The following is a 26319-nucleotide window of genomic DNA, read 5'->3' as shown; positions in this document are numbered from 1 at the left end:
TAGGCATCCTAATTTGCACAAATGAGTAGTGAAAAGTGGGGGAGGAGACTCCCCCGGTTTTCAATTTGAGATGCGCAAATTACATCTTCACCGCAGTGTGATCTTCGATAACGGGTGCGTGGCAGTAGAAACAGGTTTCTAGCTGCGCCGCGTCGTTAGCGACATCTTTAGCGCCATTGATGATGGCACCTTGGCTCTCGACGTGGGCCTTGACGCTATCGCTGGTGTGACAAGAAGTACATGTCGCGGCGATAGGCGTGCTGTATTGGCCGCCAGCCGTTGCCAGGGCACCTTTAGCCTTGAAGGCATCCAGGTTGAAGTCGTTGTGACACTGGGCACAGTCTTTGATGATGCCTTGCTCGCCGTGTACCACGTGCAGTTTCATCTCTAGTGCACCCTTGTTCGCGCCGCCAGCGTATGTGCCGTCAGGCGTGTGACAAGCCACACAAGCATCGACACCTATGATAGGCATGTCGTTGGCATCTTTGGTGTGAGAGAGTTGCTCAGACAGGACGAAACCAGCGTGGTGACTACCCTTGTGCACTTCAAACTCTGTGGTGTGACAAGAGGCACAGGCGGTGAAGTTCACTGAGTCGACGTGACGCATGCTTGGCGCCTTGCCTGATAAGGTTGCGAAGGCAAGGTCGGCTTTCATGCCAGTGTACTTGTCGGTGTCGCTACCGTCGAAGTCTGGATCGTCGCAGTTAACGAACTCACCCTTGTCTGAGCACATAGCCCAGCCAACGAAGGTGAAGGCAGTTTCGTTGTCTGCATCCTCAGCACCCAGTTGAAGATCTTTGCTTGTGGTGTAAACCAGCTTGCCTTCTTCAATCTTAGCGGCTGCGTCGAGCACGCCATTCTTGATGGCATTGATTGAGTCTTTGCCACGATAACCTAGGGTCACGTTGTTCGGACCTACGTTAGTCACGATCTCGATACGCTGGATCATTGGCTGCAGTGTGGCAAGATCCACGGCGGCGCCACTGGCATCGACCACCTGAACGCTGATGGTGGCAGCCTGGGTGTCGGCATCGATAGTCGACTCAACATTGAGGCCGTACTGATCGATAAGGGCTTTCTTATCATTGCTGGCCTGGCTGTGTAGCTCGGCGGTCCAGGTCGCGTTATGACAGGCAACACAGTTGCTGTTGTCGTTTTGCTGTGAATGGCCCTTACCCGCTTCGAAGTCTATGTTGACGTGACAGCTGGTACAGGTTTCCATGGTTGGAACGCGTGACCAGTTGCCCCATTCGGTGAGTTCGTCAGACTGAACGTGACAGGTCTGACAGTTGTCTTGAACTATGTGGTGTGCCGTCTCGGCGCTCTTGTCCATTTCGCGGCCATACATCTTAGCGTCGTTATGGACGTTGTGGATCAGATGGTTGAAGGCAACTTGTGGCTTACCTTTGCTATCTGCCAGCTCTTGGGTGTGACAAGAGACACAAGTCTCAACGTTGGTGTAGCCGTGGTAGATCTTCTGACCTTCGGCGTGACAGCTGTTACAGCTGGCGGTTGAGACCACGTCCTTGGTGTAAAGCGGCGCATAACCTTCGCCAGAGAAGTCTTCGGCGATCTCGGTTTGCGGCACTAGTGTGACGCCGTCAAGCAGCGTAGAGGCCTTGGCGATGATGTTGTATCGCTGAGTTAGCTCAGGATTGTAACCTTCCACTTCGATGGTGAAGCTGTAGTTACCATCTTTGTGATCGGTGAAGGCTTTCTGAGAACCGATGTATTGCCACTCGGCGGCATTACCGGCACCGGTTGCACCCTGAGGTAGCAGCTGAACCACTTTCTTCACTTCCAGATCTTTCAGACCGATCACGGGAAGATCATCCTCGTTGGTCGCAAAGACTGTGATAGTCGGTGTACCGTTGTCGTATTCCACCTTGGTGACATCCAGGTGAAGTACTTCGATGGCGTCGGCCGCTGGGCCGCCGGGGTTGCCCGGATTGCCGTCTTTACCGTCGCTGCCACCACAACCTGTGAGAGCCATGGAGACGGCACCTGCTGCGAGAAGCAGCTTAAATTTATTATTTTGTACGTTCATCATTTTTTCCCTGCATAGGTTTGGCATCGTCTTAAGTGCATGGCCCATCGAATGTGCCGATTCTCAGTTATAAGTTGTGCGACCTAAGTCAATGCTGGAAATAGAAATCCCCAAGGAAATGCTAACGTAACAGGCGGCTAAAATCTGCCAGACTGAGTCTAATGTGTGACCCAGATCTTTCTATTTCTAAAGGGGTATGAAAGTGGGGGCGGAACGCTGCTGAATGTGGGAAAAAATGTTGCAAAATGAAACAGTTTTGCGATTTTTGTTCTTATTTTAGTAATCGCTGTTCTATAGATAAGACAAAGGGAGGCAATGCCTCCCTTTGGGTATTAGATTTCACCCCGATAAGTGGTCAGGGTGAAGCCCTAGTCATTAGTCACTAGTGACTGCTGCCCCAGTTAGCGTGAGCTTCCAGGATCTGGCTGTCTTTGTGACAAGTCGAGCAGGTCTCTGCCGGGTTGAGGCTGTCATAGTCGCTTGCCGGTACACCTAGGGTGGTGAGCGGAGCGCCTTCTTGCTTGAGCAGACCACCGTTAGTCTGAATGTGCGCAGCAGTTGCTTCGCTCAGACCATAAGGTGCCTGGTGACAGCTGACACAGGCTGCGGCTTGTGGTGATACCACTAGCTGCTCGTTAGTGTCGCTCAGACGTTGTCCATCGGTTGTGCCGAAGGCCACTGGTGCGGCGGTTGGATCTATCTTAGAGAGTGAGAATCCCTTGTCACCGTGGCAGGCCTGACACTCAGTCTTCTTGAAGAACAAGCCGCCTTCAGAATCGTACACATAGTGCTTGCTGTGGACAATGTAGGCTAGGTTTGAGGAACCTGTGCCTTTCTTGTCACGGGTACCGTTGTGGCAGCTCGCACAGCCATCCATATCATTACTGAAACGGTGCTTGATTGCGGTTGTGTGACACTGCTGACAAGCGGCCATTTCGGCGTGTTGTACGCGTGGAGACTTATCAACTTTAGTACCATCAAGCGCAAAGTAGGCTGTGTCAGAAGGTACGTATGGGCCTGAGTTAGAGACCTCAAGAGGATCACCGTTTTCATCAACTAATGTAATATCGCAGTCTTTTATAGCGCCTTTACCGTCGAAACAGATGTGTAGTTGGCTGCTTAGTGCAACAGTGACATCTGCCGTTTCCATGATTTGCGCAACTTTAAAGTCGCCATCTGCGATGGTGACATTGATTGAGCCATCTTCACCGGCGGTGAAGTTATCGTAACCCACCTTCTGGTAGTTCACCAGGAAGTCATCGTCGACAACGCCGTTGAACACTATCGCACTGGTGAAGCCACCGTACTTATACGGAGTCGGATCGATCTGTGCCAGAGTTACCTTAGTGTCGCCCAGACTAACCGTCATGTTGGCCGTTACTGTCTTAGTGTCGGCGTCATAGCTCATGCTGTTGAAAGTGACTTTTGCGGCAGCTGACTGTGCATTGTCATTTTTCAGGTAGTGGCCAGACTCGGCGCCACGTACACCGCCATTTGGATCGTTATGACAGCTCACACAGTTTTGCTTGCTTTCGGCGATCTGGTTGTTTTCGCTATCCCAGTGCCAGCTTGGTACCGCGTATGGGCTGTTGTGACAGTTCATACAGGTTGCCGTATCCAAGTCAGCCTTCCAGACATCGGCCATGGTCAGGCTTTCATCTGCCTGGTGACAGGTTTGGCAATTACCCGCGCTTTGTGGGTAGATACCATTGTAAGTTGAGTGGCTATGGATAGCGTGTGCCATACCTTTGATTGAGCCGTCAAACTCATAGGTACGAACCACCTTGCCATCTTCATCCTTCTCGTCTTTCATGTACGAGTTGTAGTCGGTATGACAGAAGGTACAAGATTCGAGGGTGACATGCTTACCGCCATGCATGGCGAGGGCGCCATCTTGGCCAGGACGGTGACAGCTTTGACAAGTATCATTGGCAATCAGTGCCTTAGGCTTTTCCTGAACCGTGTCAGAGCTTGGCTGCCAATAGAAGAAGCTGTTGTCGACCATGGTCGAACCGGCATTATTGCTCGCCTTCACGCCAAGGTAGATACCGTTGGTGACGTCTGCCTTGTAGTCGTACTTACCTAAGGTATCGATAGGCTTATCGAGGACTAGGGTGTAGCTGCCGTCACCATTGTCGGTTAAGCAAGTCTCACAATCCTTTCCTTTGAAATAAGAGGAGCCTGTGTAATGGTCATCGCCTTTGTCTTTATTAAAGTAGCTTAACCAGATGTCACGTGGGTTACCCTCGAGATCTGTGCTGCCAACTTCATCTTCGTTACCGACACGACCAAAGGAGACGGCACCGATGTCGGCATAGCCAAGGCCGAATACGGCAACGCCGTTGGCGTCGGTCAGGTTGAAGTTGATGGTTAGGATACCCGCATCATCTACGCTGGCTGATTGGATATTTGATTTTAGGTGTGAGACCTCGCCAATGGGGTTACCAACGGGGCCTGGCTTGCCATCTTCACCATCTTTACCGTCGCTGCCGCAACCGGATAAGACGAGTGAGAGAAGCCCTGCACCTAATACAGCTTTTGTCGCTGCATTAACATTGAACTTTTTCATCATGATTATTCCCTGCAATAGTTTTAATCATCATTAATTGATTGTTCATCAATAAAAACAAGCACCGAAATTGAGAACAGTATTTGTTTCGCCTATTGAAAACACTCGCTTAATGTGTGGAATTAGTTTCCACCTCTAAGGCTATCGAAATGGCAACTTTTTAGCAGGTGTTTCAGTCTGCTTATGTGATTGAGATCTGACTATTTCTTTAGAGGTAGGTAAAAAAATGCATTTTTGGTGAAATTTTCATTTTCATATAAGAAAGTCAGCCAGTTAAATAGCAGCTTGTTGATTTCCTGTTACCGAAAGTGGGACGCTTTAGGGGGTAGATGTTAGTGTGTTTAGGCAGGCTTGGTTGGTGGGTTTTTAAGCTATGTCGGTAGGCGCAACAGGCGCCGCCGGATAGAAAAAGAGTGCCAGGGCAGGCCTGACACTCTCGGGTTATTTTACATGAGTCGCTAAAACAGTGATGTTTGTTCTAGTCTTGCTTGTGCAGTTCGGCAACCTTCTCTGCGCTGTGGCAGGTGAGGCAGGATTCGCTGTTTAACATGGCCGCTTCATAGCTGCCTGCGACGACACCGCCCATGCTCTCGATGTGAGACTTGGCCGCGTCTTTGCCACCGCCGATCTCATAGCTTGATGAGACGTGGCATGAGGCACACACGCCCGCCTGAGGGCTGGCGTAGCTGGCGTCACCCTTGTTCCAGCGCATTGGCGTAGAACGAGCATTCTCTAAACCGAAGTCGAGATCGCTGTGACAGGCAGAGCAGTTGGCACTGCTCACCAGCTGATGCACATCGGCGCGGCCATGGGCCTTACCGAAGGTACCGTGAACGCGCACGATCAGGCTGTTATAGTCGCCGGCTTCGTGACACTGGGCACAGGTGTGTACGTCGGCGTTACGGTAGTGTGATTCACCTTGTCCTGTATCTCTATTGCCTTTTGCCACCATGTCGTTGTTGTGACAGCTTGCGCAGTTGTCATAGTCAACGGCGCTGGCACGCACCGCGCCTGGGGTTCCGTCAAGCTTAACGAACACAGTTTTAGCTGCATTTGGGCTTAGGACATTTTCTCTACCACGACTATCTAATGGGCAAGCGCCATCAACTAAGGCTAGTAGGTCTGAAGTTTTATTGGTGAAACAAGTCTTGAAACTCGATGTGATCGCCAGATCGGCCCCATTAGCAATAACCTCTGCCAGTGAAGGCAGGCCATAAGCGGGCGTTGAACCATCGACTATTACGCTATAGCTACCGTCAGCATTGGGGGTGACAGAACCACTAGTACGTCCGGCGAGGAAAGCATCAGGTTTAGTCGCGTTAACGGCGTTCACATAAAGACGCATGTCAGTAGTATAGTCACCTGATACAATCTCTTTGCCCTTTGTTAAGTGCATGGTAAAGCTTAAAGTGTTTGAAGCCTCATCCCAGTTGATTTGACTGTAGCTAGCGTCAATTAGAGTACCCGCCTGTGATGCCGCTTCATAGCTTTGTTGCTCATGGCCTGCGAAGTGGCGGAAGGCGCCGCCGCGGGTGTTACCGTCCTGGCTGGTGTGACAGGTGACACAGCCCACCAGTGTCGCGCCATCTTCACCCGGTGTGACTAGGCTGCTGCCTTTATGATATTCGCCGTGACAGCTTTGACAGCTGGTCACATCTTTATCGCCAAACCAGGCCAGCGAATGGGGCGTCAGGCCTTCGGGTAGCATCTCTTCTGTGGTGGTATAGCTCACGTGACAGCTCTGACAGTTGGCAGTCGATGCTGGGAAGTTAAGCTCGGCTTTTGGCTTGCCTTCGCTATCGAGCGCGGCGCCATCAAATTCATGGGTAAAGGCTGGGTTGTTGGCGTTGGCGATAACCGAGTTGAATTTCGCCAGTTCGCGGCGATCCTTTTCGGTGATACCTGTATGCACTCCATGAACCAGCCCTTTGATGGAGCCGTCGAAGTGGAACTCGACGGTATTGCCTTCACCATCGATGCCCGAGCCGCTGTATAGGGTGTAGTCGGTGTGACAGAAACCACAACCATCGGCGGTGTTACCATAATTGCCGTGACGGATATGATCCTGACCCACGTGACAGTTGGTACAGGTGTCCATCTCTAACACCTTCTTAGGCGAGGCCACCGACTGCTGTGTCAAAGGATCCCAGTAGTAGGCTTCGACATTCTTAAGCTTGTTTTGACCCACGCCATAGGTGATCAGATAGATGCCATTGATCTGATTGGCGTCATAGTCGTAATCCAGGCCATTGGTGTCGATGATCTCTGGCGCCGTCACCTTGTAACGGCCTTCACCCAGGTAGGCAAGGCAGGTTTCGCCTTCAGGGCAGTCACGATTAGGGCGCCAGTTGTTGGTGCCTGTCATAGGTACGCCATTTTTGCTGGCGTTGCGGTATGAGAGCCAGATCTCCTCGTCGCCATCGGCGCGATTAGTGACCTGAGTGCCATCTTCTAGGGTGTAGGGCGTGAAGGCCTCGCTACGTGTGCCCATACGACCGAAGGCGATGCGTAGTGGGTCGGTGAGCGCCGCTAATCCGGTGACGGCGACGCCATTAGGATTGGTCAGGCTAAACTCGAAGCTTAATGTTTTCGCCGCCTCGTCATAGCTGGCGCTTTCTATCTTGGTTTGGACCTCAGTTGCACTGTTGATATCGACTGCGATTTCACCAGGCTTGCCATCTTCACCATCTTTTCCATCGCTGCCATTACAGCCGACCAGTGCCAGAGACAAGGCTCCGACACCGAATGCTGCTTTGACTGCGGTACTGATTGAATACCGTTTCATCATTTTTCCCCTGCATGAGAATGAGAGTGATCTCAATTTTTCTTTTTTGGTATGAATAAGGTGGGCTTCGTTATTGCTATTGCCTCAATGACTTGGCGACACCTTAATCGTCATCTTATTCAAAAGGGGGTAGGCGCATTGGCTCGTTTGGCGCAAACGTGAAGCGGATCCATTAAGCCTGGAGTAAATTGATAAACTTGTTAAATAACATTATTTTCAATTGGTTAACGCTCAATCCTGGTGTGGGTTTTAAAAGGGGGGCGTAAAAATGCTTTATTTCTTAAATAAAGCTTAAGGCGGCTAAGTTTTTTTATCTCAGCTTTGATCTAACGCAAGTGTCGATGCTGGAGAAGTACACAATTTCGCCTGTTAGCTCCCCTTGTATGTACGGGGGAAGTTAGCCGAATGTGAATCTAACGGTGAAATGACGTTACCGCGATAAAAAAGGAGGCCTGGGCCTCCTTTTTATTAGCGCTCCACTTTGGGAGTCACTGGTTGGCTGCTCAACTGAGCCAGGTTAGGGCTGATGAATGCCTAACAGCTGAGCCGGCGTATGACAGGTGGCGCAGGTCTCTGCCGCCCGTGTGCGTACATCTGCCGCGTCCATACCATCCAGAATGCCGCCGTTGGCCTGAATATGGGCCGAGCCTGAGTCTTTCAGGTACTTCTGGTGACAGCTCAGGCAGGCGCCTGCATCGGATGAGACCCAGATGTCGGCCCCCGTGGTGGTATCACCATAGCGCCAGACACGGTCAGAGGCTCGGCCAAGGGTAAAGCCGTCTTGCCTATGGCAGGTGAGGCAGTCGGTCTTAAGTACTGTGCCCGACTGTACGCCGGCATACTTGAGGTAGTGCCCCTCGGCCTCGTGGGCCTTAAAGGTGAAGCTGGTTGACTTACGGCCGCCGGGATAGCTGTTATCGCCGCGAGTCGTCTTATCCGAGGTATGGCAGGTCTGACAGTTATAGCCATTGTTGTAATGGTGATTCTCCTGATTGTGGCAGGTCTGACACTTGCTGGTATCGACGATGGCGCGGCGCATCGCGATCTGGCCATCTTCGGCGACTCCGGTGCCGGACCAGACGAAGCGATAGGGCGCCTCTTTAACCGCCACCGAACGGGTATCCTCGCTACAGGCGGTCATCACCACCTCGGCCACGCCATAGCCACCGTTGTTGAAACAGACTTCGATGGCCGACCAGAGTTCGAAGGTCTTGCCTGTGGCATCCGATGGCATATCGAAGGTGTTGGCGACAATGGTGAAGGTCTTTGTGGCCTCGTCATAGCTGCCTTGTGACAGTCTGAATCGACGATTGCTATAAGAGGCATCACCGTAGGCGGGGTAGTCCTTGTCCACATCCCAGGCCACCACTACGCGGGTGCTCAGTTCGATAAATTCGCTGGCAACCGGGTTGCCAGCGGTATCGGTTACCTGAAGATCAAATTTCAGCTTGCCGTCGCCATCCAGGCCTATGTTGCTAAAGCTGACGCCCATCGCCTGGGCCAGCGAGTAGGCCTTAAGCACGTCGCCATGGCGCTTCTCGGCGTTGCCCGTTCCCGGATAGGTATCTGTTGCGTTGTGGCAGGCGACGCAGTTGGTGCTTGAGTGATTCTGCGATGGTTTCTCGGTATGACAGCCGATGCAGGCGACGCTGGAGTTATCGGCCTTAAACAGGGCGGCATCACTTGGCGCATCGTCACCCTCTTTGTGGCAGGCCGCGCAGTTGGCCGCCGGTTTCTGTGGGAACATCACCTTGCCATAGTCATGTAGGCTGCCACCATAACCCACTATCTTATAAGGGGCTGGCACATAACCTTCGGGCGTGCTGGTGACTCTGTCCTGGCCCTTATGGATGGCATGGATCATATAGGGAAACTCTATGCTGTTGCCGCTCTCGGGATCTCCTGAGGTCGCGGTATGACAGCTGGCGCAGTTTTCCAGGGCGATACGACGGCCGCCGTGCAGGGCCAGGCTCTCCTCCTGGTGACAGTTGAGACAGGTCTGCTTGCTTACCACATTGCGGGTTTGAATCCCTTCGGTCGCGCCCGATGAGGGCTGCCAGTCATGGTGGGCATTGGTGGTCACCTGAGGCAGTTTCAGCTCAAGGGTGACCCTGTGGGTGTTTTCGCCATTGTAGGTGATGGCCAAAGGCTCGGTGACATTGGCAATATTTTGCTGAAACCTGTAGGTGTAGCTGCCATCGAGATTATCCGTCAGGCAGTCTTCGCAGGCGCTGGCCGCCTCGACACCGGCTTGAAATTGGGGCGAGGGGTTAAGCCCTTCGGCACCATCTGGCAGCGAACCGGGTTGCCTGAGAGTATTGATGTAGGCCTGCCACTGGTAGCCGCGGTCGAAGGACTGGTCGTCTATGGTCTCTGTGACCTGGGCCAGCTGGGCGATACCGAACCTGAGATCAAAGTCTTTGGTCAGGCCGAGTACGGCAACGCCGTTGGCATTCTCAAGCTTAAAGGTCACGCTGACCTGGCCATCTTCTATCGATGCCTGGGTAAATTGCGCCATTACCGTTGGTGTGTCGGCGATGCTAACGCCTATGACGCCGTCGGGGCCATCTTCACCGTCTTTGCCATCGCTACCACAGCCCAGTAGCAGCGCGCTGCAACTCAGGGCGATGAGGCTCCATTGATTCACCTTCTTCTTTATATCCATCATAGTGCCTTCCATTTCAGTCAATTTCTCAATGCGTTGTTCTATCGGCGCCAGCGAGCCGGCGCCTTGCCCGGTCTATTTAATGGGATGCACGCTGAGCACATCGGCATCGGCCCCTTGTCGGTGACAGGTGGTGCAGCTTTCAGTGCCCGCCGTGGCATCGGACAGCGTGCCGCCGAACACCGCGCCTTGCTGGATCATGTGGTTCCTGTTGGTCTCGCTGCTGTGACAATCGCTACAGATAGCCGCCGTCGGGCTAGTGTAGCTGCCATCGTCGATGGTCAGCGGTTGCACGCCGGGATCCAGCGGCAGGGCGACCGAGAGCACGCCATCTCTGTCGGCGTGACACTGGGCGCAGTTACCTATGTTGCCCGGGTAGTTGATCCCTTCGAAACCGGCGCGTTGGCCGCTGTGAATGCCGTGGATAAGGTGCTTGAAGTCCGCCGTGGTGAGGGACGGGTTATCCGCGGCATCGGCCTGCATGTTGGGGTTGTGACACAATTGGCACTGGCCTTCGAGATCGTTGCGGGAACCGTGGAAGTTCAGCTGTTGATCCCCATGGCAACTGCCGCAGGTGTCGTTGCTGACCACGACGCGGCGGCCGCTATCGCTCAGTGCGTCTGTGGCGAAGAAACGATGGCTGGATTTGATCACCACTTCGCTGTTGGCCTCATCACTGCAGGCGCCCAGCACGCCATTGGCGGCGCAGACTCTGCCCTGAATCGCCAAGGTGCCTTTATCCATCTCACTACCGGCAGGCACGGTCAGCCCGGCTATCTGATAGTCGAAGCTGCCGTTGCTGCCAGAGACGGGCGTGGTTTCATGCACTCGTATGGAGCGCGCCGAGCGGGTGGCGTAGTCGAAGCTGGTGCCCCAGTTGGCGTAGACGCGAAGATCCGAGACGAAATCGAGTTGGTCGGCGCTGGCCGTGTAAGGCTGACCCGTCGCGGAATTTTCCAGTGTTAGGGTGAAGGAGACGGTATCGCCGCTGCGCATGGCTTTGGTGATCACAGGTTTGAACTGTGCCAATGCCTGGGCGTTGCCGCCGTCGTTGTGGACGCTGGCTGTCCAATCTGGGTTGTGACAGGCGACGCAGTTGGCGTTGTTGAGCTGCGCCGGATGGCCTTCACCCTTCTTGAAGTCGATATAGGTATGACAGGCGCCGCAGGCCTCCATGGTGGGTACCCGCGCCCAATTCATCTGCTCGCTTAGGGTCTCATCTTCGGCATGACAGGTCTGGCAGTTTGCCAGCGAGCCGGGGAAGCCGGTCAGGTGCTTACCGTGGATCATCTGCGGGAAGATGTTGTCTGGGTTGCTGACGCGATCGGCGTTGTGACAGGTCACACAGGTCTCGACCTGATTATAGTTGCCGCGGTGAAAGGCCAGGTCGTTATGACAGGTGTTACAGGTTGCTATCTTGATCAGGTTGCGGGTGTAGACAGGATCGCTGCTGGCGCCGTCTTTGTCGGCCTGCCAGTCGAAGTGCTGGTTGGTGACGGGCAGGCTGGTGCCATCGGCCAGGCTGTCGCCCCCTAGCTTAACCACTATGCGCTGGGTGGCGCCGGCCTGATAGCCGACATCGTTTAAGCCATCGAAACCTGCGCTAAAGGTGTAGCTGTAGCGGCCATTCTTATGATCCACATACTCCCCAGGGCAGCTGTCGTTGCAGCTCTCTGAGGTGAAGTATTGCCACTGGGAGGCGTTGCCCGCATTGGTGTAGCCCTGGGGCAGCAGCTGAGCGGCAATAAAGGTGGCGCTTGGGATCCCCACTACAGGTTCGTCATCCTGATTGGTGACACGGTAGTTCACGGTGGCGACGCCTGATTGCATCTGCACGGGATCGAAGCTGACCACTAAGGAGTCGATCACCATGGCTGGTGGGCCGCCGGGCTCGCCAGGATTACCGGGTTTACCATCGTCGCCGCCACAGGCGGAGAGTAACGAAACTAGCCCAAACAGGGCGGCATAATGGAAAGTTTTGTTCATCTTCATCATCGCTTCCTTGGCATAGGGGGCGGCTGAGTTACAGCTGGTAACTCAGGGTCACTCCAAAGTAGTGGGCGTTGTAATCATGGCTGAGGTCACCGAAGGTCAAGACGTTGGGGATGCTGTCTGGCATCAGCTTGTCGTTGGCCCAGTCGGCGTCTTGGTATTGCTCGAAGATCCAATCCAGCCGCAGCCCCAGGCTCTCGCTGAGATTAAAGTCGGCGAAGGCGTTGAGATTGTGCCGGGTGGCGTAATAGCTGCCATAGGGGCTGTGCAGGCCTTGGCTGATCTCTGTGTCACTCTGGCCGTCGTTATAGCTGTAGTTGAGGCCGAGCCGCAGACGGTTCTCCATCAGGGCGTCGTAATTGAACCCGGCACCGATAAGGGTCGCCTTATCCTTGGTGGTGGCAAACCAGTTGGCACTACCGAAGTTGTTACTGCCCGCCTGATCGCTGTCGCGCCAGTCCTGATTGACGAAGGCGCTCAGGTTAATCTGCTCATTCAGGGCATAGTTGGCGGAGAGATCATAACCCTGGCTATCGACCTGAGTCAGGCCTATCTGGGTGTCTGTGTAGTCATCCTGCATCAGATGCAGGTTGAGCGTGGTGCTGAGTGCCTCGCCGCTAAAACTGGTGTAGAGGCCATAACGCTGGCGCTCACGATCGGCCAGATAGCTGCGCCTTAACAGCGGGTTGTTGGGGCGATTGCTGACGCTCGAGCCCAGATATTCGCTGCCGCCGCGATCCTCAAACTCGGCCTTGAGCCAGGCTTGCCATTGGGAGGAGAGCCGATAGTGGAGCTTGGCCGTAACATCTGATGTCTGCAGGCTGTCGCGGTCGAGGGCGTTGTAGTTGTTGTGCTCATACTGGTATTGCAGATCCAGATAGAGGCTGCGGGTAAAGCGATACTTGGCCCCCAGATTAGCCTGTTGACGGGTTCGGTCATAGGCCTGATTAAGCTTATCGCCGCTGTAGTAGCTGTCGGTAATGATCTGCGGGTAACTCAAGATCTCAGACTTGTTGTCGCGATCGCGATAGTCGTAGCCGGCCCTGAGGCTGAGCTCTGGGGTGAGACGCCCGAGATACTTAAGCTTCATCTCCAATAGATCTACCTGACCGTCGAGATTACTTGCCGGCAGCATGGGGGAAGGGCCGTTGATGGTGGCCGGCAGATACGCCTGATCTTGGGTCATGCGGCTAAAACCTAGATGCATCAGCACCTGCTGACCCGGGGCGGAGAATTGGCTGTGAGCCGCGACGCGATAGGCCTTGTTATCGGGCGCTACAGCGCTCTGGCCATAATAGGCGGCGCCGAAGGTGGGGCTGAACGCCGATTGCCAGTGCAGGGCATTGATATCGTTCTTGTAATGACTTAGCTCGGCATCTATGCCGGTCAGCCATTGATCGCCGCGAAAGTAGAGTTTGCCTTCGATGCGATCGCTCTTGTCGTCGACACGCTCCGCCAGCATGGTGCTGTTGGTGAGCAGATTGGCGCTGGCACGGCGATTGCCTTGACGCTGCTCATGTTGGTAGCCGAGGCTAGCCTCGTAGAAGCTGCCAGTATAGGCGGCGTCGAGACGGTAGCGGTCACGGGTGATCTTAAGCTCACTCGCCATCAGGCTATCGTTTAGGCTGCTCATCTGATCGGTTGTGGCGGCGCTCTGCCATTGGCTGGGGAGTTGCCAACTGCTGTCATTCAGCCGATAGGGGCTGAGCGCATCATTATTATCGAAGTGGGCAAAACCTCGATAGCTGGCGGCTATCTGGTATTGGCCCTTGCGGCCGGTCGTTAAGCTAGCAGAGCCAGCGTCATAGCCTAGGCGGTCTGCCTTAAATTGGGTCTGGTAGCCAGAGGCCTTCTTGTGGGTTAGATCTGCCTCCAGGCTCGCCACGGCGCCATCGGTATCCGAGCCCGTGGTGTTGCCAAAACGGCTATCACTGCCGTCGTTATAGGCGACGCCGACGCCTATCTCGCCTGTGGTTGCATCTTTGACCTCACAGCGCTGGCATTTCCAGGCGTCCATCTTCACCTGACTGCGGTTGGCCGACGCCAGATCGTACCCCTGAGCCGATGCAAGGCTGCTGATAATAGAGAGGGCCAGCAGGCTGAGTGGCCAAGCGCGTGTTTGAGTGCGGTCTTGTCTGTTCATCGCTATGCTCCCTCATTAACGTTGCAGTAATTTGCCCGATGGATGGTTGGAGCCATGCACCTGGTTGTGGCAGTTCAGGCAGCTTCGGCCGCCGTTAAAGGCATTAGGGCTGTTGGCAAACACCGGATTGGCGGCGTGACCGTCGCTGGCGTGGCATTGCTGACAAAGCTGAGGGGGCTTGGCGATCAACATCGCCTCGTTGACGCTGCCGTGGGGGTTATGACAGTTGGCGCAGTTGTCGGTGACGGGCGCATGCTCCCACAGTTTAGGCCCACGCTTCTCGCTGTGACAGGCATAGCAGTTGTCGTTGATGCTCATCTGCTTCAGGTTGGCCTCGCCAAGACCGCCGTGGGGATTATGACAGTCGCTGCAGACCATCTGCTGCCACTTCATTGGGTGGCTGCTGCGCTTATATAGGTCGGCCTTTTGCTGTGCATGACAGGTCGTGCAGACGGCGACCTCCTGGGTCTTGTCGCTGATAGGGTCATGACCCGTGTGTACCTGATGACAGTCGCTACAGGCGACATCGGCGTTGTCGTGATGATTGCCACTCCAGGCCATGCGCTGGTCATCGTTGTGGCAGCTCATGCAGACACTATTTTGCTTCTCGGCGGGAACAGGGGAATTGGCGCCGAAGGTGATCATAGGTTCCTTCCCCCCGCGGTTATGTTTCCCCATGGGGCCGTGGCAGGCTTCGCACTGCAGGTCGGCCATGGGAGAGCCTTTAACCTGGGGATTGCCATGTACACCGTCAAATAGTGCCATGACGGTTTGGTTCTTGCGATGGCACATCAGGCAGCTATCGGCGCCCTTGGGGGAGTACTGCCCCTGCGCAAATTTGTTATCGAGGATCTTCTCTACCTCTTCAGCTGGCATCTTGTCCCATGGAGTCGCCTGAGCGAACAAGCTAAAGAGGGGAGTTAGCGCGAGTAGGGCCGTTAGCCAGAGGGCTGACTGCCAATTAGATTCCTTTTTCATCATCATCCATCCAAGCACAGTGAGGTTTTTAGTTGTTATCTTTATGAATTACTAATTTACCAAAGCTAAATAATAGGTGGGATTTGTGACGAATGTGTAAAATTTGTGCCGATAAATCGCGGTTAAAAATGAGGTATTTGAGCGAATTAGCACTTTATGTGATCTGGATCACGCTAGGCGCGAGGACTGGGACGTAGAATTGGCCACTAATGAAAATGGTTCTCATTTGATAATCTCGTTTACTGATTGAGATATCTGTCACATAATATAAAATACAATTGAAAATTATTATCGTTTCCAATCATAAATATTGATCTAGATAAAGTTATTGGAAGCCTTGCTCCGTTAGAATCTGGTGTAGTTCAGATTTATCGAGACCTGAAAAGGTAGAGTTGCAATATGAAATTAAGCGAATTAAAGCCTGGCGATAGTGCTGTGATCTCCGAGGTGGGCCAGATTAGCCTGCCTGCGGTAGTGAAACGCAAGCTTTTATCTATGGGGATCACCCCAAACACCTCTCTGACCCTATTACGACGTGCACCATTGGGCTCGGGATTAGAGTTGGCCATTCGTGGCAGTAAGTTATGCATGCGTAAGGATCTGGCAGAAGTAATCGAGGTGGAGCTGGCTCATGGCTAAACAATTTCATTGTGTGACCGTTGGTAATCCTAATGCGGGTAAGTCAACACTCTTTAATGCGCTAACCGGTGCCAACCAGCAGGTGGGTAACTGGTCAGGGGTGACAGTTGAGAAGAAGACTGGTGCCTTTACCCTGAATGATACCCAGGTGCTGCTGACAGACTTGCCGGGTATCTATGATCTGCTTCCTGCCGGTAGCAGCTGTGACTGCTCCCTCGATGAGCAGATCGCTCAGCAGTATCTGGCCGAGGCGCAGATGGATGGCATCATCAACCTAGTGGATGCTACTAACATCGAGCGTCACCTGTACCTGACTGTGCAGCTGCGCGAACTTGGTATTCCTATGGTGGTGGTGCTCAATAAGATTGATGCAGCCAAGGCTCAGGGGATCGAGGTCGATGTCGACAAGATGAGCCAGCAGCTAGGCTGCCCAGTGATCGCCGTCTGCTCTCGCGATGTCAACGACATCAAGCAGGTACAGGCCCAGGTGGTAGATCTGCTAGATGGCAAGGTCTCTGAGGCGCCATTGGTACTAAATTATGACGCCGAGATTGAGGGTGGCATCAAGGCGCTGTTTGAGCGCGATAGCCAACTCAGCCGAGGCCGCGCACTGGCGATGATGGGCAACGGCCTGGGTTGTGGCCAGTGTAAGAATGGTCAGATGCTGTCCGAGGTGTCCCAGTGCTCCGAGCGCCTGGCGGCGCACGGCAAGGATATCGAGATCATGGTGGCCACCACACGTTTCGATTTCGTGCAGCAGGTGTTTAATCAATCGGTGAAAGACAGTGAGCAGCTCACTCTGAGCGATCGCTTAGATAAGCTGGTGTTACATCCGATAGCAGGCGTACCCGTATTCCTGTTTGTGATGTACCTGATGTTCATGTTCAGTATTAACGTCGGTAGCGCCTTTATCGATTTCTTCGACATCACGGCCGGTGCCCTGTTTGTCGATCACCTCGGCGCCCTGATGACCAATATCGGTGTTCCAGCCTGGTTGGTAACTGTGGTTGCCGGCGGTATAGGCCAGGGTATCCAAACCGTTGCCACCTTTATTCCCGTTATCGCCGCTCTGTTCCTGGCACTCTCTGTGCTGGAAGGCTCGGGCTATATGGCGCGCGCCGCCTTCGTGGTCGATGGCCTGATGCGTCGTATTGGTCTGCCGGGCAAGGCGTTTGTGCCTATGATCGTCGGTTTTGGCTGCTCGGTACCTGCCATCATGGCAACCCGTACCTTAGGCAGCGAGCGTGAGCGCATCGTGACGGGTATGATGGCGCCCTTCATGTCTTGTGGTGCACGTTTACCGGTTTATGCTCTGTTTGCGGCGGCCTTCTTCCCCGAGTCGGGTCAGAACCTGGTGTTCCTGCTGTATATCATTGGTGTGCTGGCCGCGATAGGAACGGGTTTACTGCTACGTTCAACCTTGCTTCCGGGCAGCAGCAGCGCCGTGGTGATGGAATTGCCTAACTACGAGACGCCTAAATTCAAGGCGGTGATGGCAAGAACCGGCAAGCGTACTAAGAGCTTTATTCTAGGCGCGGGTAAGACGATCGTTATCGTGGTCACCCTGCTTAACTTCATCAACGCAATCGGTGTCGATGGCAGCTTCGGCCACGAAGACAGCTCTGAGTCTGTGCTCAGTGTGGCGAGTCAGAAGGTGACTCCGCTCTTCTCACCAATGGGCATAGAGCAAGATAACTGGCCGGCAACTGTGGGTATTATCACGGGGATTTTCGCGAAGGAAGCCGTGGTAGGTACGCTCAATAGCCTCTACTCTACCGCAAGTGGTGAAGAGGAAGATCTGGCGCCGCTGTCAGAGAGCTTTAGTGAAGCCTTGGCGACCATTCCTGAGAACCTGTTTGGCATCGCGCCTGAAGATCCGCTGTCAATGTCTGTTGGTGATATTGAGAGCATAGAGACAGCCTCGAGCGAGCTGGATGTAGATACCTCAACCTTTAGTGCGCTGCAGAGTGGCTTTAGCGGTGTGACGGCAGCCTTTGCTTACCTGCTGTTCATCTTGCTCTATACCCCTTGTGTGGCGGCCATGGGCGCCCTGGTGGGTGAGTTTGGACCGCGCTGGGCAACCTTTGCGGCCACCTGGACCTTCGGCTTGGCTTACGGTACCGCGACCATCTTCTATCAGGCGATGACATTTGCGGCGCACCCATTGCAGTCTGGGCTGTGGATCGGCTTCTTCTTAGTCGCGCTGGTGGTCTTCTACCTGTGGCTCAAGCGCAAGGGTCAGCGTGCTCAGACCATCATACCTGTGATTAACGTGGTGACAGAGTAGATTTAAGCTTGATGTAAAACAGTTTGTTAAACCGAGAAAAGCAGCGATAATTCGCTGCTTTTCTGTTTTTGCGCTAAATCATGGCAGTTTTTGCGATTTGGCCGTTGTAACGAAGCGAAATCTGTAGGAATATGCAGGTTTTCTCCCATTAGTCTCGAGCGGCAGCTGTGCGCCCGATGAAATAGAGTTCGCAAAGAGGATTTCCATGAGTCATGTGGACACCGAAGTACGTCCTAGTAACTTCATTCGTAACATCATAGATGAAGATTTAGAGAGCGGTAAGCACACCCGAGTGCACACACGTTTTCCGCCCGAGCCAAACGGTTATCTTCATATTGGTCACGCAAAATCGATTTGTTTAAACTTCGGTTTGGCGCAGGACTATAAGGGGCTATGTAACTTACGTTTTGATGATACCAACCCTGAGAAAGAGGATATCGATTACGTTAACTCTATTCAGGCAGACGTGCATTGGTTAGGTTTCCAGTGGGATGGTGAGATCCGCTACTCGTCTAACTATTTCGACCAGCTGCACCAGTACGCGGTAGAACTGGTTAAGAAGGGATTAGCTTATGTCTGCTTCCTCAATGGTGAGCAGACTCGTGAGTACCGTGGCACCCTGAAGGAGCCTGGTAAGAACAGTCCTTATCGTGATACCTCTGTCGAAGAAAACCTAGCGTTATTCGAGAAGATGCGTAAGGGTGAATTTAAAGAGGGTGAGTGTGCACTGCGAGCCAAGATCGATATGGCATCCCCCTTCATGTGTATGCGTGATCCTGTGATCTATCGTATCCGTTTCGCCCATCACCACCAGACTGGCGACAAGTGGTGCATCTATCCTATGTATGATTTCACCCACTGTATCTCTGATGCGCTGGAAGATATCACGCATTCGCTCTGTACGCTTGAGTTCCAGGATAACCGTCGTCTGTACGACTGGGTGCTGGATAACCTGGATGATTTCCAGGCGCCAAACCGTACCCGTCAATATGAGTTTTCACGCCTGAATCTGGAATACACCCTGATGTCTAAGCGTAAGCTTAATGACCTCGTGGTTCGTGGCCTGGTATCAGGCTGGGACGACCCACGTATGCCGACTATTGCCGGTCTGCGTCGTCGTGGCTATACGCCTGCCGCTATTCGTGAGTTCTGCCGTCGTATCGGCGTGACTAAGCAGGAGAACATGGTCGAAGTGAGCATGTTGGATGCCTGTATTCGTGAAGAGCTGAACGAGCATGCACCTCGCGCCATGGCGGTGATCAACCCGGTTAAGGTTGTCATCGAAAACTACCCAGAAGGGCAAGTTGAGAAGCTATCGGCGCCAGCACACCCAAGCATAGAGTCTATGGGGCAGCGTGAGCTGGTGTTTGGTCGCGAGCTTTATATCGATGCCGACGATTTCCGTGAAGAAGCCAACAAGAAATACAAGCGTCTTGTTCAGGGCAAGGAAGTGCGCCTGCGTAATGCCTATGTGATCAAGGCTGAGCGTTGCGACAAGGATGAGGCTGGCAATGTCACCACCATCTACTGTACCTATGACGATCAGACGCTAGGTAAGAATCCTGCCGATGGCCGTAAGGTAAAAGGGGTGATCCACTGGGTTGAGGCCACAAGTGCCGTACCAGCCGAGTTCCGTCTATATGACAGACTCTTTAATCAGCCAAATCCGGCGGCTGCAGAGACGGTCGATGAGGTGCTGAATCCTGAGTCCTTGGTGGTCAAGCATGGTTTAGTCGAGCCAGGCCTGGTTAATGCAGAGGCCGAGAAGGCCTATCAGTTCGAGCGTGAAGGTTACTTCTGCGCCGACAGTAAAGACTCATCGCCTGAACACCTGGTGTTTAACCTGACGGTTGCTCTGAGAGATTCTTCTAACTAAGTTAACGCTTGGTACTAAAAAAGGCTTTAGGTGATTCCTAAAGCCTTTTTTGTATCTCAGGTTAACCTATGCCGGCTACTGATAATTTTTCCTATTGATACCTTCTCTTATCGATACCTTCTATTGATACATAGGGCCTAAGCCGAAGCTCCACAGGATGACGCTCGAGGCCATCAGGGCGACTAACAGCACAAGGCCGGCGGTGACGACCGAACTGGCGTAGATAAAGCCCTTCTCTTCGGGAATGTTCATTATGATAGGTACCCCGGTGTAGAGCAGGTACACAGAGTAGGTCAGCCCCACCAAGCCTACGATCATCATAAACCAGAGCGCAGGATACAGGGCCGCAAGACCCACCATAAAGAGTGGTGTGGCGGTATAGGCCGCCAGCTCTATCGCCTGTGTGTAGCTTGGCTGAGCATCGAAGGTCTTTGCCATCCAGTAGGCCAGGTAGGCCAGGGCGAATACCCCGGCAATCAGGCCGAAATACATGCTAATCGACATCATCAATGCGCTTTGCTTAGTGAGGAACAGGGGATCAGATACCCCTAGATTCCAGCCGAACATGGTGGAGGCAAGATAGGTGCAGACGGCTGGAATGAGGGCGATCAACAGGACATGGCTAAGACTGCTTCTCAGCGCTTCGTGGTTTTTCTCAATTGTGTGCCACTCTTCTTTCGGATGAGTGTATAACCCCATTAAGTGATTTAATATCATTATAATTATCCTTGTTCAGCTTTCATTTTGTGCTCGCCAAACTTCAGACGAACCCGCATTGCCTGTTGGTCTGCTACCCAATAGACCTCAGGCTCCCAAACAGTCCTATAAGGACTGACATAGTTTATTTATTGAACATAAACTTAGACTAGTCAAGCTAACTTTCATCTGTTAGGCAGATGGACCTGCCTAAGGCCGTCTTTTAAGGGTAGAATAGTCGGCGTCTGTCCGTTTAACCCCCGAGTGTGTCATGCAAGCCTTATTAGCGCCGATAAAGCAGTTCTTACAATGTGAAACCCCAGATGAGTGGATTGCACTCGCCAGCCAGAGCGAGCAGCTTGCTGCGCTGCTTATCGATCACTGTAACTGTGAGCTGAAGGCGGCGCAGACGGCGATGTTTTTGATCCGTAAGTACGCGGTCGATAAGGCAAGCGGTGATAAGCTGCTCGAGTGGGCTAAGCCCTATGAGGAATTCGTTTACAACAAGTCACGGGACATAGATGCCTTTCTGGCGCGGGACGTGAAGAAAAATGAGCTGGTGGGTGAACTCACTGCCAAGCCTGGAGTCGATTATGGCCCAGACCTTATAGCAAAGATGGTGCGTCTGATAAAGGAAGAGTTTCACCATTTTGAACAGGTGCTGGAGATCATGCAGGCACGTAACATACCCTATCAAAATCTCACCGCCGGGCGTTACGCAAGAGGGATGATGCGCGGGGTGCGCACCCACGAACCGGCGACCTTAGTGGACAAGCTGATCGTCGGCGCCTTTATCGAGGCGCGATCCTGTGAGCGTTTCGCCAAGCTGGCCCCCCATCTCGATGAAGGCTTGAGTAAGTTCTACGTATCTCTGCTACGTTCGGAGGCGCGCCATTATCAAGATTATCTGGTGTTGGCCCAGGCCATTTCTTCAGAGAATATCGACGAGCGTGTGGCACATTTCGCCAGGCTGGAAGCCGAGCTGATAAGCGCGCCAGACAGTGAGTTCAAGTTTCACTCGGGAAGGCCTTGCTAAGGTACACTTAATCTAGGCTGGTGAATGAACGCCTTAGGCGTCAGTTTCGCTGAAAGGCAAGCTTTGCAGGCTCACCTGCTCGGGACTCACTTTTAATACGCTGCCTTGCTCATACCAGTCTCCCACCACGATTCGCTGGCCATTATTGGCGAGCTGGTGAATGTCGGGTCTATGGGTGTGACCATGGATCATGCGTTTAGCGCCAGTTTGGGCCATGAGCTGTGCTACCGCGCAGGGCTCCACATCCATGATGCTATAGCTTTTTAGCTGATTGCTCTGCTTACTCTTGCTTCGAAGCTTGTCGGCAATGGCGATGCGCTTCGACTTAGGCAGGTGATTGTAGATGAACTTGGCCCACGACATATTTCTAAAGCGGCGGAATCTCTGATAGGCCTTATCTAGGGTGCACAGGCTATCGCCATGGAGCAACACACTAGGCTGACCATAGAGGTCTAGGCAATATACCTCGGGTAAGAGTGTCATGCCCGAACGCTCGGCATATGCTTTACCCAGGAGGAAGTCGCGATTGCCATGGATGAAGTAGATTGGGGTGTGAACCGAGAATTGCTTTAAGCGCTCGGCAAGTTCTAGGGCAAAAGGCTCGGCGATATCGTCTCCCACCCATACTTCAAACAGATCCCCCAGGATATAGAGGGCGTCGCAGTGGGTGACATCTTGACTAAGAAATTGATGGAAGGCGCTTAGGATATCGGGGCGATCGGCACTGAGGTGCAGATCGCCCACAAACAGGGTGTAGTTCAACAAGTGTCGGCCCTGTGATTACGCTTCGACTGTCACGCTTTCGATGACGACAGCTTCTAGCGGAACGTCTTGGTGCATGCCGCGGTTGCCGGTAGCAACAGCCTTGATCTGGTTAACCACATCCATGCCTTCGGTGACTTTACCAAACACACAGTAACCCCAACCTTGTACTGACTCAGACTTGAAGTCGAGGAAGGTGTTGTCGTTGATGTTGATGAAGAACTGTGCGGTGGCCGAATGAGGATCAGAGGTGCGGGCCATGGCGATAGTGCCGACAAGGTTAGAAAGACCATTGTTGGCTTCGTTCTCGATCGCTTCGTTGCAACGCTTTTGCGACATATCTTCGGTGAAGCCACCGCCCTGGATCATGAAACCGTCGATTACGCGGTGAAAGATGGTGCCGTCATAGAAACCGTCTTTTGCGTACTTGATGAAGTTCGCTACGGTTGCTGGTGCTTTTTCGGCATCGAGTTCGAGTTTAATAACACCGTGGTTGGTTTGCATTGTGATCATATGACTGTATCTCATCATGGTTACTTATTCAGATAGCGCCAGATTCTAGCCTATTAACCTGGGCGCATAAAGGGATGGCGTGACTTTTATCCCTGCGAACATGCTTTACAGTCCGAGCTACTCTCGCATTTTACGCTATCGGGTGTGAAGAATGTGCGAGGGCACAAAAAACGCTTTAGATTCACGCAATCACTCTGGAAGCAGCCGTTTGCAGGTGGTAGACTGAGCGGCCTATTTGTTGTCAATTATCTGTAGAGAATATCAATGTTGAAGCTATACAACAGTCTTACCCGCAAAAAAGAGGAATTTAAGCCAATACAGCCAGGTAAAGTCGGCATGTATGTCTGCGGGGTAACCATATATGATTTGTGTCATATAGGTCACGGACGTACGTTTGTTGCTTTCGACATGATCGTCAGATACTTAAGATATATCGGCTATGATGTGAATTTTCATCGTAACATCACGGATGTCGACGATAAGATCATCAAGCGCGCCACCGAGAACGGCGAGAGCTGCGACACGCTGACCGAGCGTCTGACCCAAGAGATGTATCACGACTTCGACGCGCTGAACATGAAGCGTCCCGATTTTGAGCCCCGTGCGACTCAGCATATGCCTGAGATCATCGAGATGGTCGAGCGTCTGCTTGAGCGAGATCATGCCTATATTGCAGCTAATGGCGATGTACTCTTCAGTGTGGCGTCATTCCCTGAATATGGTCGTCTGTCAGGACAGAATCTCGATCAGCTGCAGGCGGGCGCCCGCGTCGAGGTTGACGAGAACAAGCGCGATCCTATGGATTTCGTGTTGTGGAAGATGTCCAAGCCGGGCGAGCCGACATGGGATTCGCCGTGGGGCCCTGGTCGTCCGGGCTGGCACATCGAATGTTCGGCGATGAACAGCAAGCATCTGGGTGAGCATTTTGACATCCATGGCGGTGGCTCTGATCTGCAGTTCCCCCACCATGAGAATGAGATCGCTCAGTCTTGCTGTGCCCACGACACCCCTTATGTAAACTACTGGATGCATACGGGTATGGTGATGGTGGACAAGGAGAAGATGTCTAAGTCGCTCAATAACTTCTTCACCATTCGTGACGTGCTCGAGCATTATGATGCCTCGACCGTGCGTTACTTCCTGCTGTCGGGCCATTACCGCAGTCAGCTAAACTACTCGGAAGATAACCTCAAGCAAGCCAAGGCGGCGCTCGAGCGTCTTTATACCGCGCTCAAAGATCTGGATCTGACCGTCGAGGCGGCGCCGGCAGAGGAGTATGTGGCCAAGTTTAAAGAGGCGATGGACGACGACTTCAATACGCCTGAGGCTTACTCAGTGCTGTTTGATATGGCCCGTGAGATCAATCGCCTCAAGGCAGATGATATGAATGCGGCCTCTGCCCTGGGTGTGAGCATGAAGCAGCTGGGTGACGTGCTAGGGATCTTAGAGCTGGATGTGGATAGCTTCTTTAAGGGCGAGGGTAGTGAGGATGAGGTGGCGCAGATCGAGGCCTTGATCGCCGAGCGTAACCGTGCCCGCGCCGAGAAGGACTGGGCTGCGGCCGACGTGGCTCGCGATGGCCTGAATGCCCTGGGCGTGATCTTGGAAGATGGCCCTGGCGGCACCACCTGGCGTAAGAAGTAAAACCTTCTTATAACGGTTGGAATAAGAAAGCCTGCACTTAGTGCAGGCTTTCTTGTTTCAGGGGCCAGCGGCTTAGCTAAAGCCTTTTATATCAGTCCTTGATACTAACCTTTGATATCAGCCCCCGATCTTAATCCCTAATATGAGTAGCGATTATCGGTCGTGATGATTCGTCATGATAGTTAGTCATGATAGTTTTCGGCGGCGTACAGGGTATTTTCCAGCAGGCTGGCGATGGTCATAGGGCCGACACCACCCGGAACGGGGGTAATATGACTGGCGTGCTCGGCAGCCACATCATATTCCACATCGCCCACGAGTTGACCGCTCTCTAAACGGTTGATCCCCACGTCGATAACGATGGCGCCCGGTTTAATCCACTCACCAGGAATAAAGTTAGGCTTGCCTACGGCAACGATCAGCAGATCTGCGCGGCGTACCTTATCTTCGAGGTCACGGGTGAAGCGATGACAGGTGGTCGTGGTGCAGCCAGCCAGCAGCAGTTCCAGGGTCATGGGTCGGCCGACGATGTTAGAGGCGCCTACGACGACGGCGTCTAAGCCATAGGTGTCGACACCTGTTGACTTGATAAGCGTCATGATCCCCATCGGCGTGCAAGAGCGCAGCACTGGGATGCGTTGAGCCAGACGACCCACGTTGTATGGGTGGAAGCCATCGACATCTTTATCCGGACGGATTCGCTCGATCACCTTCGACTCTTCGATATGATCCGGCAGTGGCAGCTGAACTAAGATACCGTCTATGCTTGGATCTTCGTTACATCTGTCGATCAGGGCGAGCAGATCGGCCTCCGAGGTTTCGGTAGGCAGGTCAAAAGATTGCGACAGGAAGCCGACCTCTTCACAGGCGCGGCGCTTACTGCCGACATAGACCTGAGAGGCGGGATCGGCTCCCACTAAGATAACGGCTAATCCCGGCACACGCTTTCCGGCCTCTTTGCGGGCGGTTACTTTGGCACTCAGTTGCTTTCGAATGGATTGAGCAATCGCTTTGCCATCGATTATTTGGGCTGTCATGGGGGGTGGATTTCCTTAATATGGCGCGATAATAAAAAATCGGCGACATTTTAACAGGGGGGGCGGAAACTGTCATTGACTTCGCTCGATAACAGTCAGTTCTAATATATGGATAATGTCGGCCAGGCTACAGTGCTCCTCTGCTTTGTGTAAGACAACAGGATGTGGGCTGAAATAGACTAAATGCCCTGATATTTGCCTTAATTGTTTAATAAAGTTTCGGATAGCTGTTTAAATAGTCAGGCGCGCAGGCATTGCAAAAAAATCGTTGACGCTAACCATATGAGGGGATAATATGCGCTCCGTTCTCGACGACACCCTGTGTATGGTCAAGAATAAGATTCTCGGTGATTAGCGCAGTCCGGTAGCGCATCTGGTTTGGGACCAGAGGGTCAGAGGTTCGAATCCTCTATCACCGACCAAATTTTTAAATAACGTGGAGACGTTATTTGCCCTGTTAGGATATGAACCAAGTTCATAACGACGCGCCCGTAGCTCAGTTGGATAGAGCATCCGCCTTCTAAGCGGATGGCCGCAGGTTCGAATCCTGCCGGGCGTACCAAATCAGTGGTGATTGTAGCTCAGTTGGTAGAGCCCCGGATTGTGATTCCGGTTGTCGTGGGTTCAAGTCCCATCAGTCACCCCACTTC

Annotated in this window: 16 protein-coding genes and 3 tRNA genes; 8 read left to right on the top strand and 11 right to left on the bottom strand. The window is 53.1% G+C overall.

Annotated elements, in window-relative coordinates; genetic code table 11:
- Positions 1-79: 79 nt before the first annotated feature.
- The 7 genes from L1D43_RS10370 to L1D43_RS10340 form a co-directional block, all read right to left on the bottom strand.
- Complete coding sequence (locus L1D43_RS10370) at positions 80-2050, bottom strand: OmcA/MtrC family decaheme c-type cytochrome (protein WP_239851403.1); 1971 nt, start codon at positions 2048-2050, stop codon at positions 80-82.
- A 379-nt stretch (positions 2051-2429) separates the two neighbouring features.
- Positions 2430-4619, bottom strand: coding sequence for an OmcA/MtrC family decaheme c-type cytochrome (locus L1D43_RS10365; protein WP_239851401.1), 2190 nt, complete (start codon positions 4617-4619; stop codon positions 2430-2432).
- A 475-nt stretch (positions 4620-5094) separates the two neighbouring features.
- Positions 5095-7401, bottom strand: a complete 2307-nt coding sequence (locus tag L1D43_RS10360; protein WP_239851399.1) for a hypothetical protein — start codon at positions 7399-7401, stop codon at positions 5095-5097.
- Between the two features lie 517 nt (positions 7402-7918).
- Positions 7919-10066, bottom strand: coding sequence for an OmcA/MtrC family decaheme c-type cytochrome (locus L1D43_RS10355; RefSeq protein WP_239851977.1), 2148 nt, complete (start codon positions 10064-10066; stop codon positions 7919-7921).
- Between the two features lie 75 nt (positions 10067-10141).
- Positions 10142-12052 (bottom strand): OmcA/MtrC family decaheme c-type cytochrome, encoded by a 1911-nt coding sequence (locus L1D43_RS10350; protein ID WP_239851975.1) that lies wholly within the window; start codon positions 12050-12052, stop codon positions 10142-10144.
- Positions 12053-12089: 37 nt separating this feature from the next.
- A complete protein-coding gene (locus tag L1D43_RS10345; protein ID WP_239851397.1) occupies positions 12090-14201 on the bottom strand; it encodes an MtrB/PioB family decaheme-associated outer membrane protein in 2112 nt (703 codons plus the stop codon).
- Positions 14202-14216: 15 nt separating this feature from the next.
- Positions 14217-15185, bottom strand: coding sequence for a DmsE family decaheme c-type cytochrome (locus tag L1D43_RS10340; RefSeq protein ID WP_239851395.1), 969 nt, complete (start codon positions 15183-15185; stop codon positions 14217-14219).
- Between the two features lie 393 nt (positions 15186-15578).
- On the opposite strand from L1D43_RS10340, the gene L1D43_RS10335 reads away from it, so the two are divergent.
- The 3 genes from L1D43_RS10335 to glnS all read left to right on the top strand — a co-directional run bounded on the left by L1D43_RS10335 (position 15579) and on the right by glnS (position 19981).
- Positions 15579-15818 carry a FeoA family protein gene (locus L1D43_RS10335; RefSeq protein ID WP_011866315.1) on the top strand — a complete coding sequence of 80 codons (240 nt, stop codon included), beginning with the start codon at positions 15579-15581 and terminating at the stop codon, positions 15816-15818.
- Positions 15811-18105 carry a Fe(2+) transporter permease subunit FeoB gene (gene feoB / locus L1D43_RS10330; RefSeq protein ID WP_239851393.1) on the top strand — a complete coding sequence of 765 codons (2295 nt, stop codon included), beginning with the start codon at positions 15811-15813 and terminating at the stop codon, positions 18103-18105. Before L1D43_RS10335 ends, feoB begins: the two co-directional genes overlap by 8 nt.
- 205 nt (positions 18106-18310) lie before the next feature.
- Positions 18311-19981: a glutamine--tRNA ligase gene (gene glnS / locus L1D43_RS10325; RefSeq protein WP_239851391.1), complete on the top strand. Its 1671-nt coding sequence runs from the start codon at positions 18311-18313 to the stop codon at positions 19979-19981.
- A 120-nt stretch (positions 19982-20101) separates the two neighbouring features.
- Here glnS and L1D43_RS10320 read toward each other — a convergent pair whose 3' ends face one another.
- Complete coding sequence (locus tag L1D43_RS10320; RefSeq protein ID WP_041509378.1) at positions 20102-20698, bottom strand: Yip1 family protein; 597 nt, start codon at positions 20696-20698, stop codon at positions 20102-20104.
- A gap of 250 nt (positions 20699-20948) precedes the next feature.
- Between L1D43_RS10320 and miaE the strand changes: the two genes are divergently transcribed.
- The gene (gene miaE, locus L1D43_RS10315) at positions 20949-21713 is read left to right on the top strand and encodes a tRNA isopentenyl-2-thiomethyl-A-37 hydroxylase MiaE (RefSeq protein ID WP_239851390.1); all 765 of its coding nucleotides are present in this window, start codon (positions 20949-20951) and stop codon (positions 21711-21713) included.
- Between the two features lie 33 nt (positions 21714-21746).
- Here the strand turns inward: miaE and L1D43_RS10310 are convergent, their stop codons facing one another.
- Positions 21747-22475 carry a UDP-2,3-diacylglucosamine diphosphatase gene (locus L1D43_RS10310; RefSeq protein WP_041509559.1) on the bottom strand — a complete coding sequence of 243 codons (729 nt, stop codon included), beginning with the start codon at positions 22473-22475 and terminating at the stop codon, positions 21747-21749.
- A gap of 18 nt (positions 22476-22493) precedes the next feature.
- Complete coding sequence (locus L1D43_RS10305; protein WP_160794636.1) at positions 22494-22988, bottom strand: peptidylprolyl isomerase; 495 nt, start codon at positions 22986-22988, stop codon at positions 22494-22496.
- A 264-nt stretch (positions 22989-23252) separates the two neighbouring features.
- On the opposite strand from L1D43_RS10305, the gene cysS reads away from it, so the two are divergent.
- Positions 23253-24632: a cysteine--tRNA ligase gene (gene cysS / locus L1D43_RS10300; protein ID WP_239851389.1), complete on the top strand. Its 1380-nt coding sequence runs from the start codon at positions 23253-23255 to the stop codon at positions 24630-24632.
- A 182-nt stretch (positions 24633-24814) separates the two neighbouring features.
- Here the strand turns inward: cysS and folD are convergent, their stop codons facing one another.
- Positions 24815-25669: a bifunctional methylenetetrahydrofolate dehydrogenase/methenyltetrahydrofolate cyclohydrolase FolD gene (folD, locus tag L1D43_RS10295; RefSeq protein ID WP_239851388.1), complete on the bottom strand. Its 855-nt coding sequence runs from the start codon at positions 25667-25669 to the stop codon at positions 24815-24817.
- A gap of 345 nt (positions 25670-26014) precedes the next feature.
- Between folD and L1D43_RS10290 the strand changes: the two genes are divergently transcribed.
- The 3 genes from L1D43_RS10290 to L1D43_RS10280 all read left to right on the top strand — a co-directional run bounded on the left by L1D43_RS10290 (position 26015) and on the right by L1D43_RS10280 (position 26315).
- Positions 26015-26091: transfer RNA gene (locus L1D43_RS10290), tRNA-Pro, on the top strand.
- Positions 26092-26154: 63 nt separating this feature from the next.
- Positions 26155-26231, top strand: a tRNA-Arg gene (locus L1D43_RS10285).
- A gap of 8 nt (positions 26232-26239) precedes the next feature.
- A tRNA-His gene (locus L1D43_RS10280) sits at positions 26240-26315 on the top strand.
- The last annotated feature ends 4 nt before the right edge of the window (positions 26316-26319 follow it).

The organism is Shewanella sp. Isolate8 (assembly GCF_022398495.1).
In the GTDB taxonomy this organism is placed as follows: domain Bacteria; phylum Pseudomonadota; class Gammaproteobacteria; order Enterobacterales; family Shewanellaceae; genus Shewanella; species Shewanella aquimarina.
Note: the sequence above shows the minus strand (reverse complement) of the source record. Positions and strands in the feature narration are given on the sequence as shown.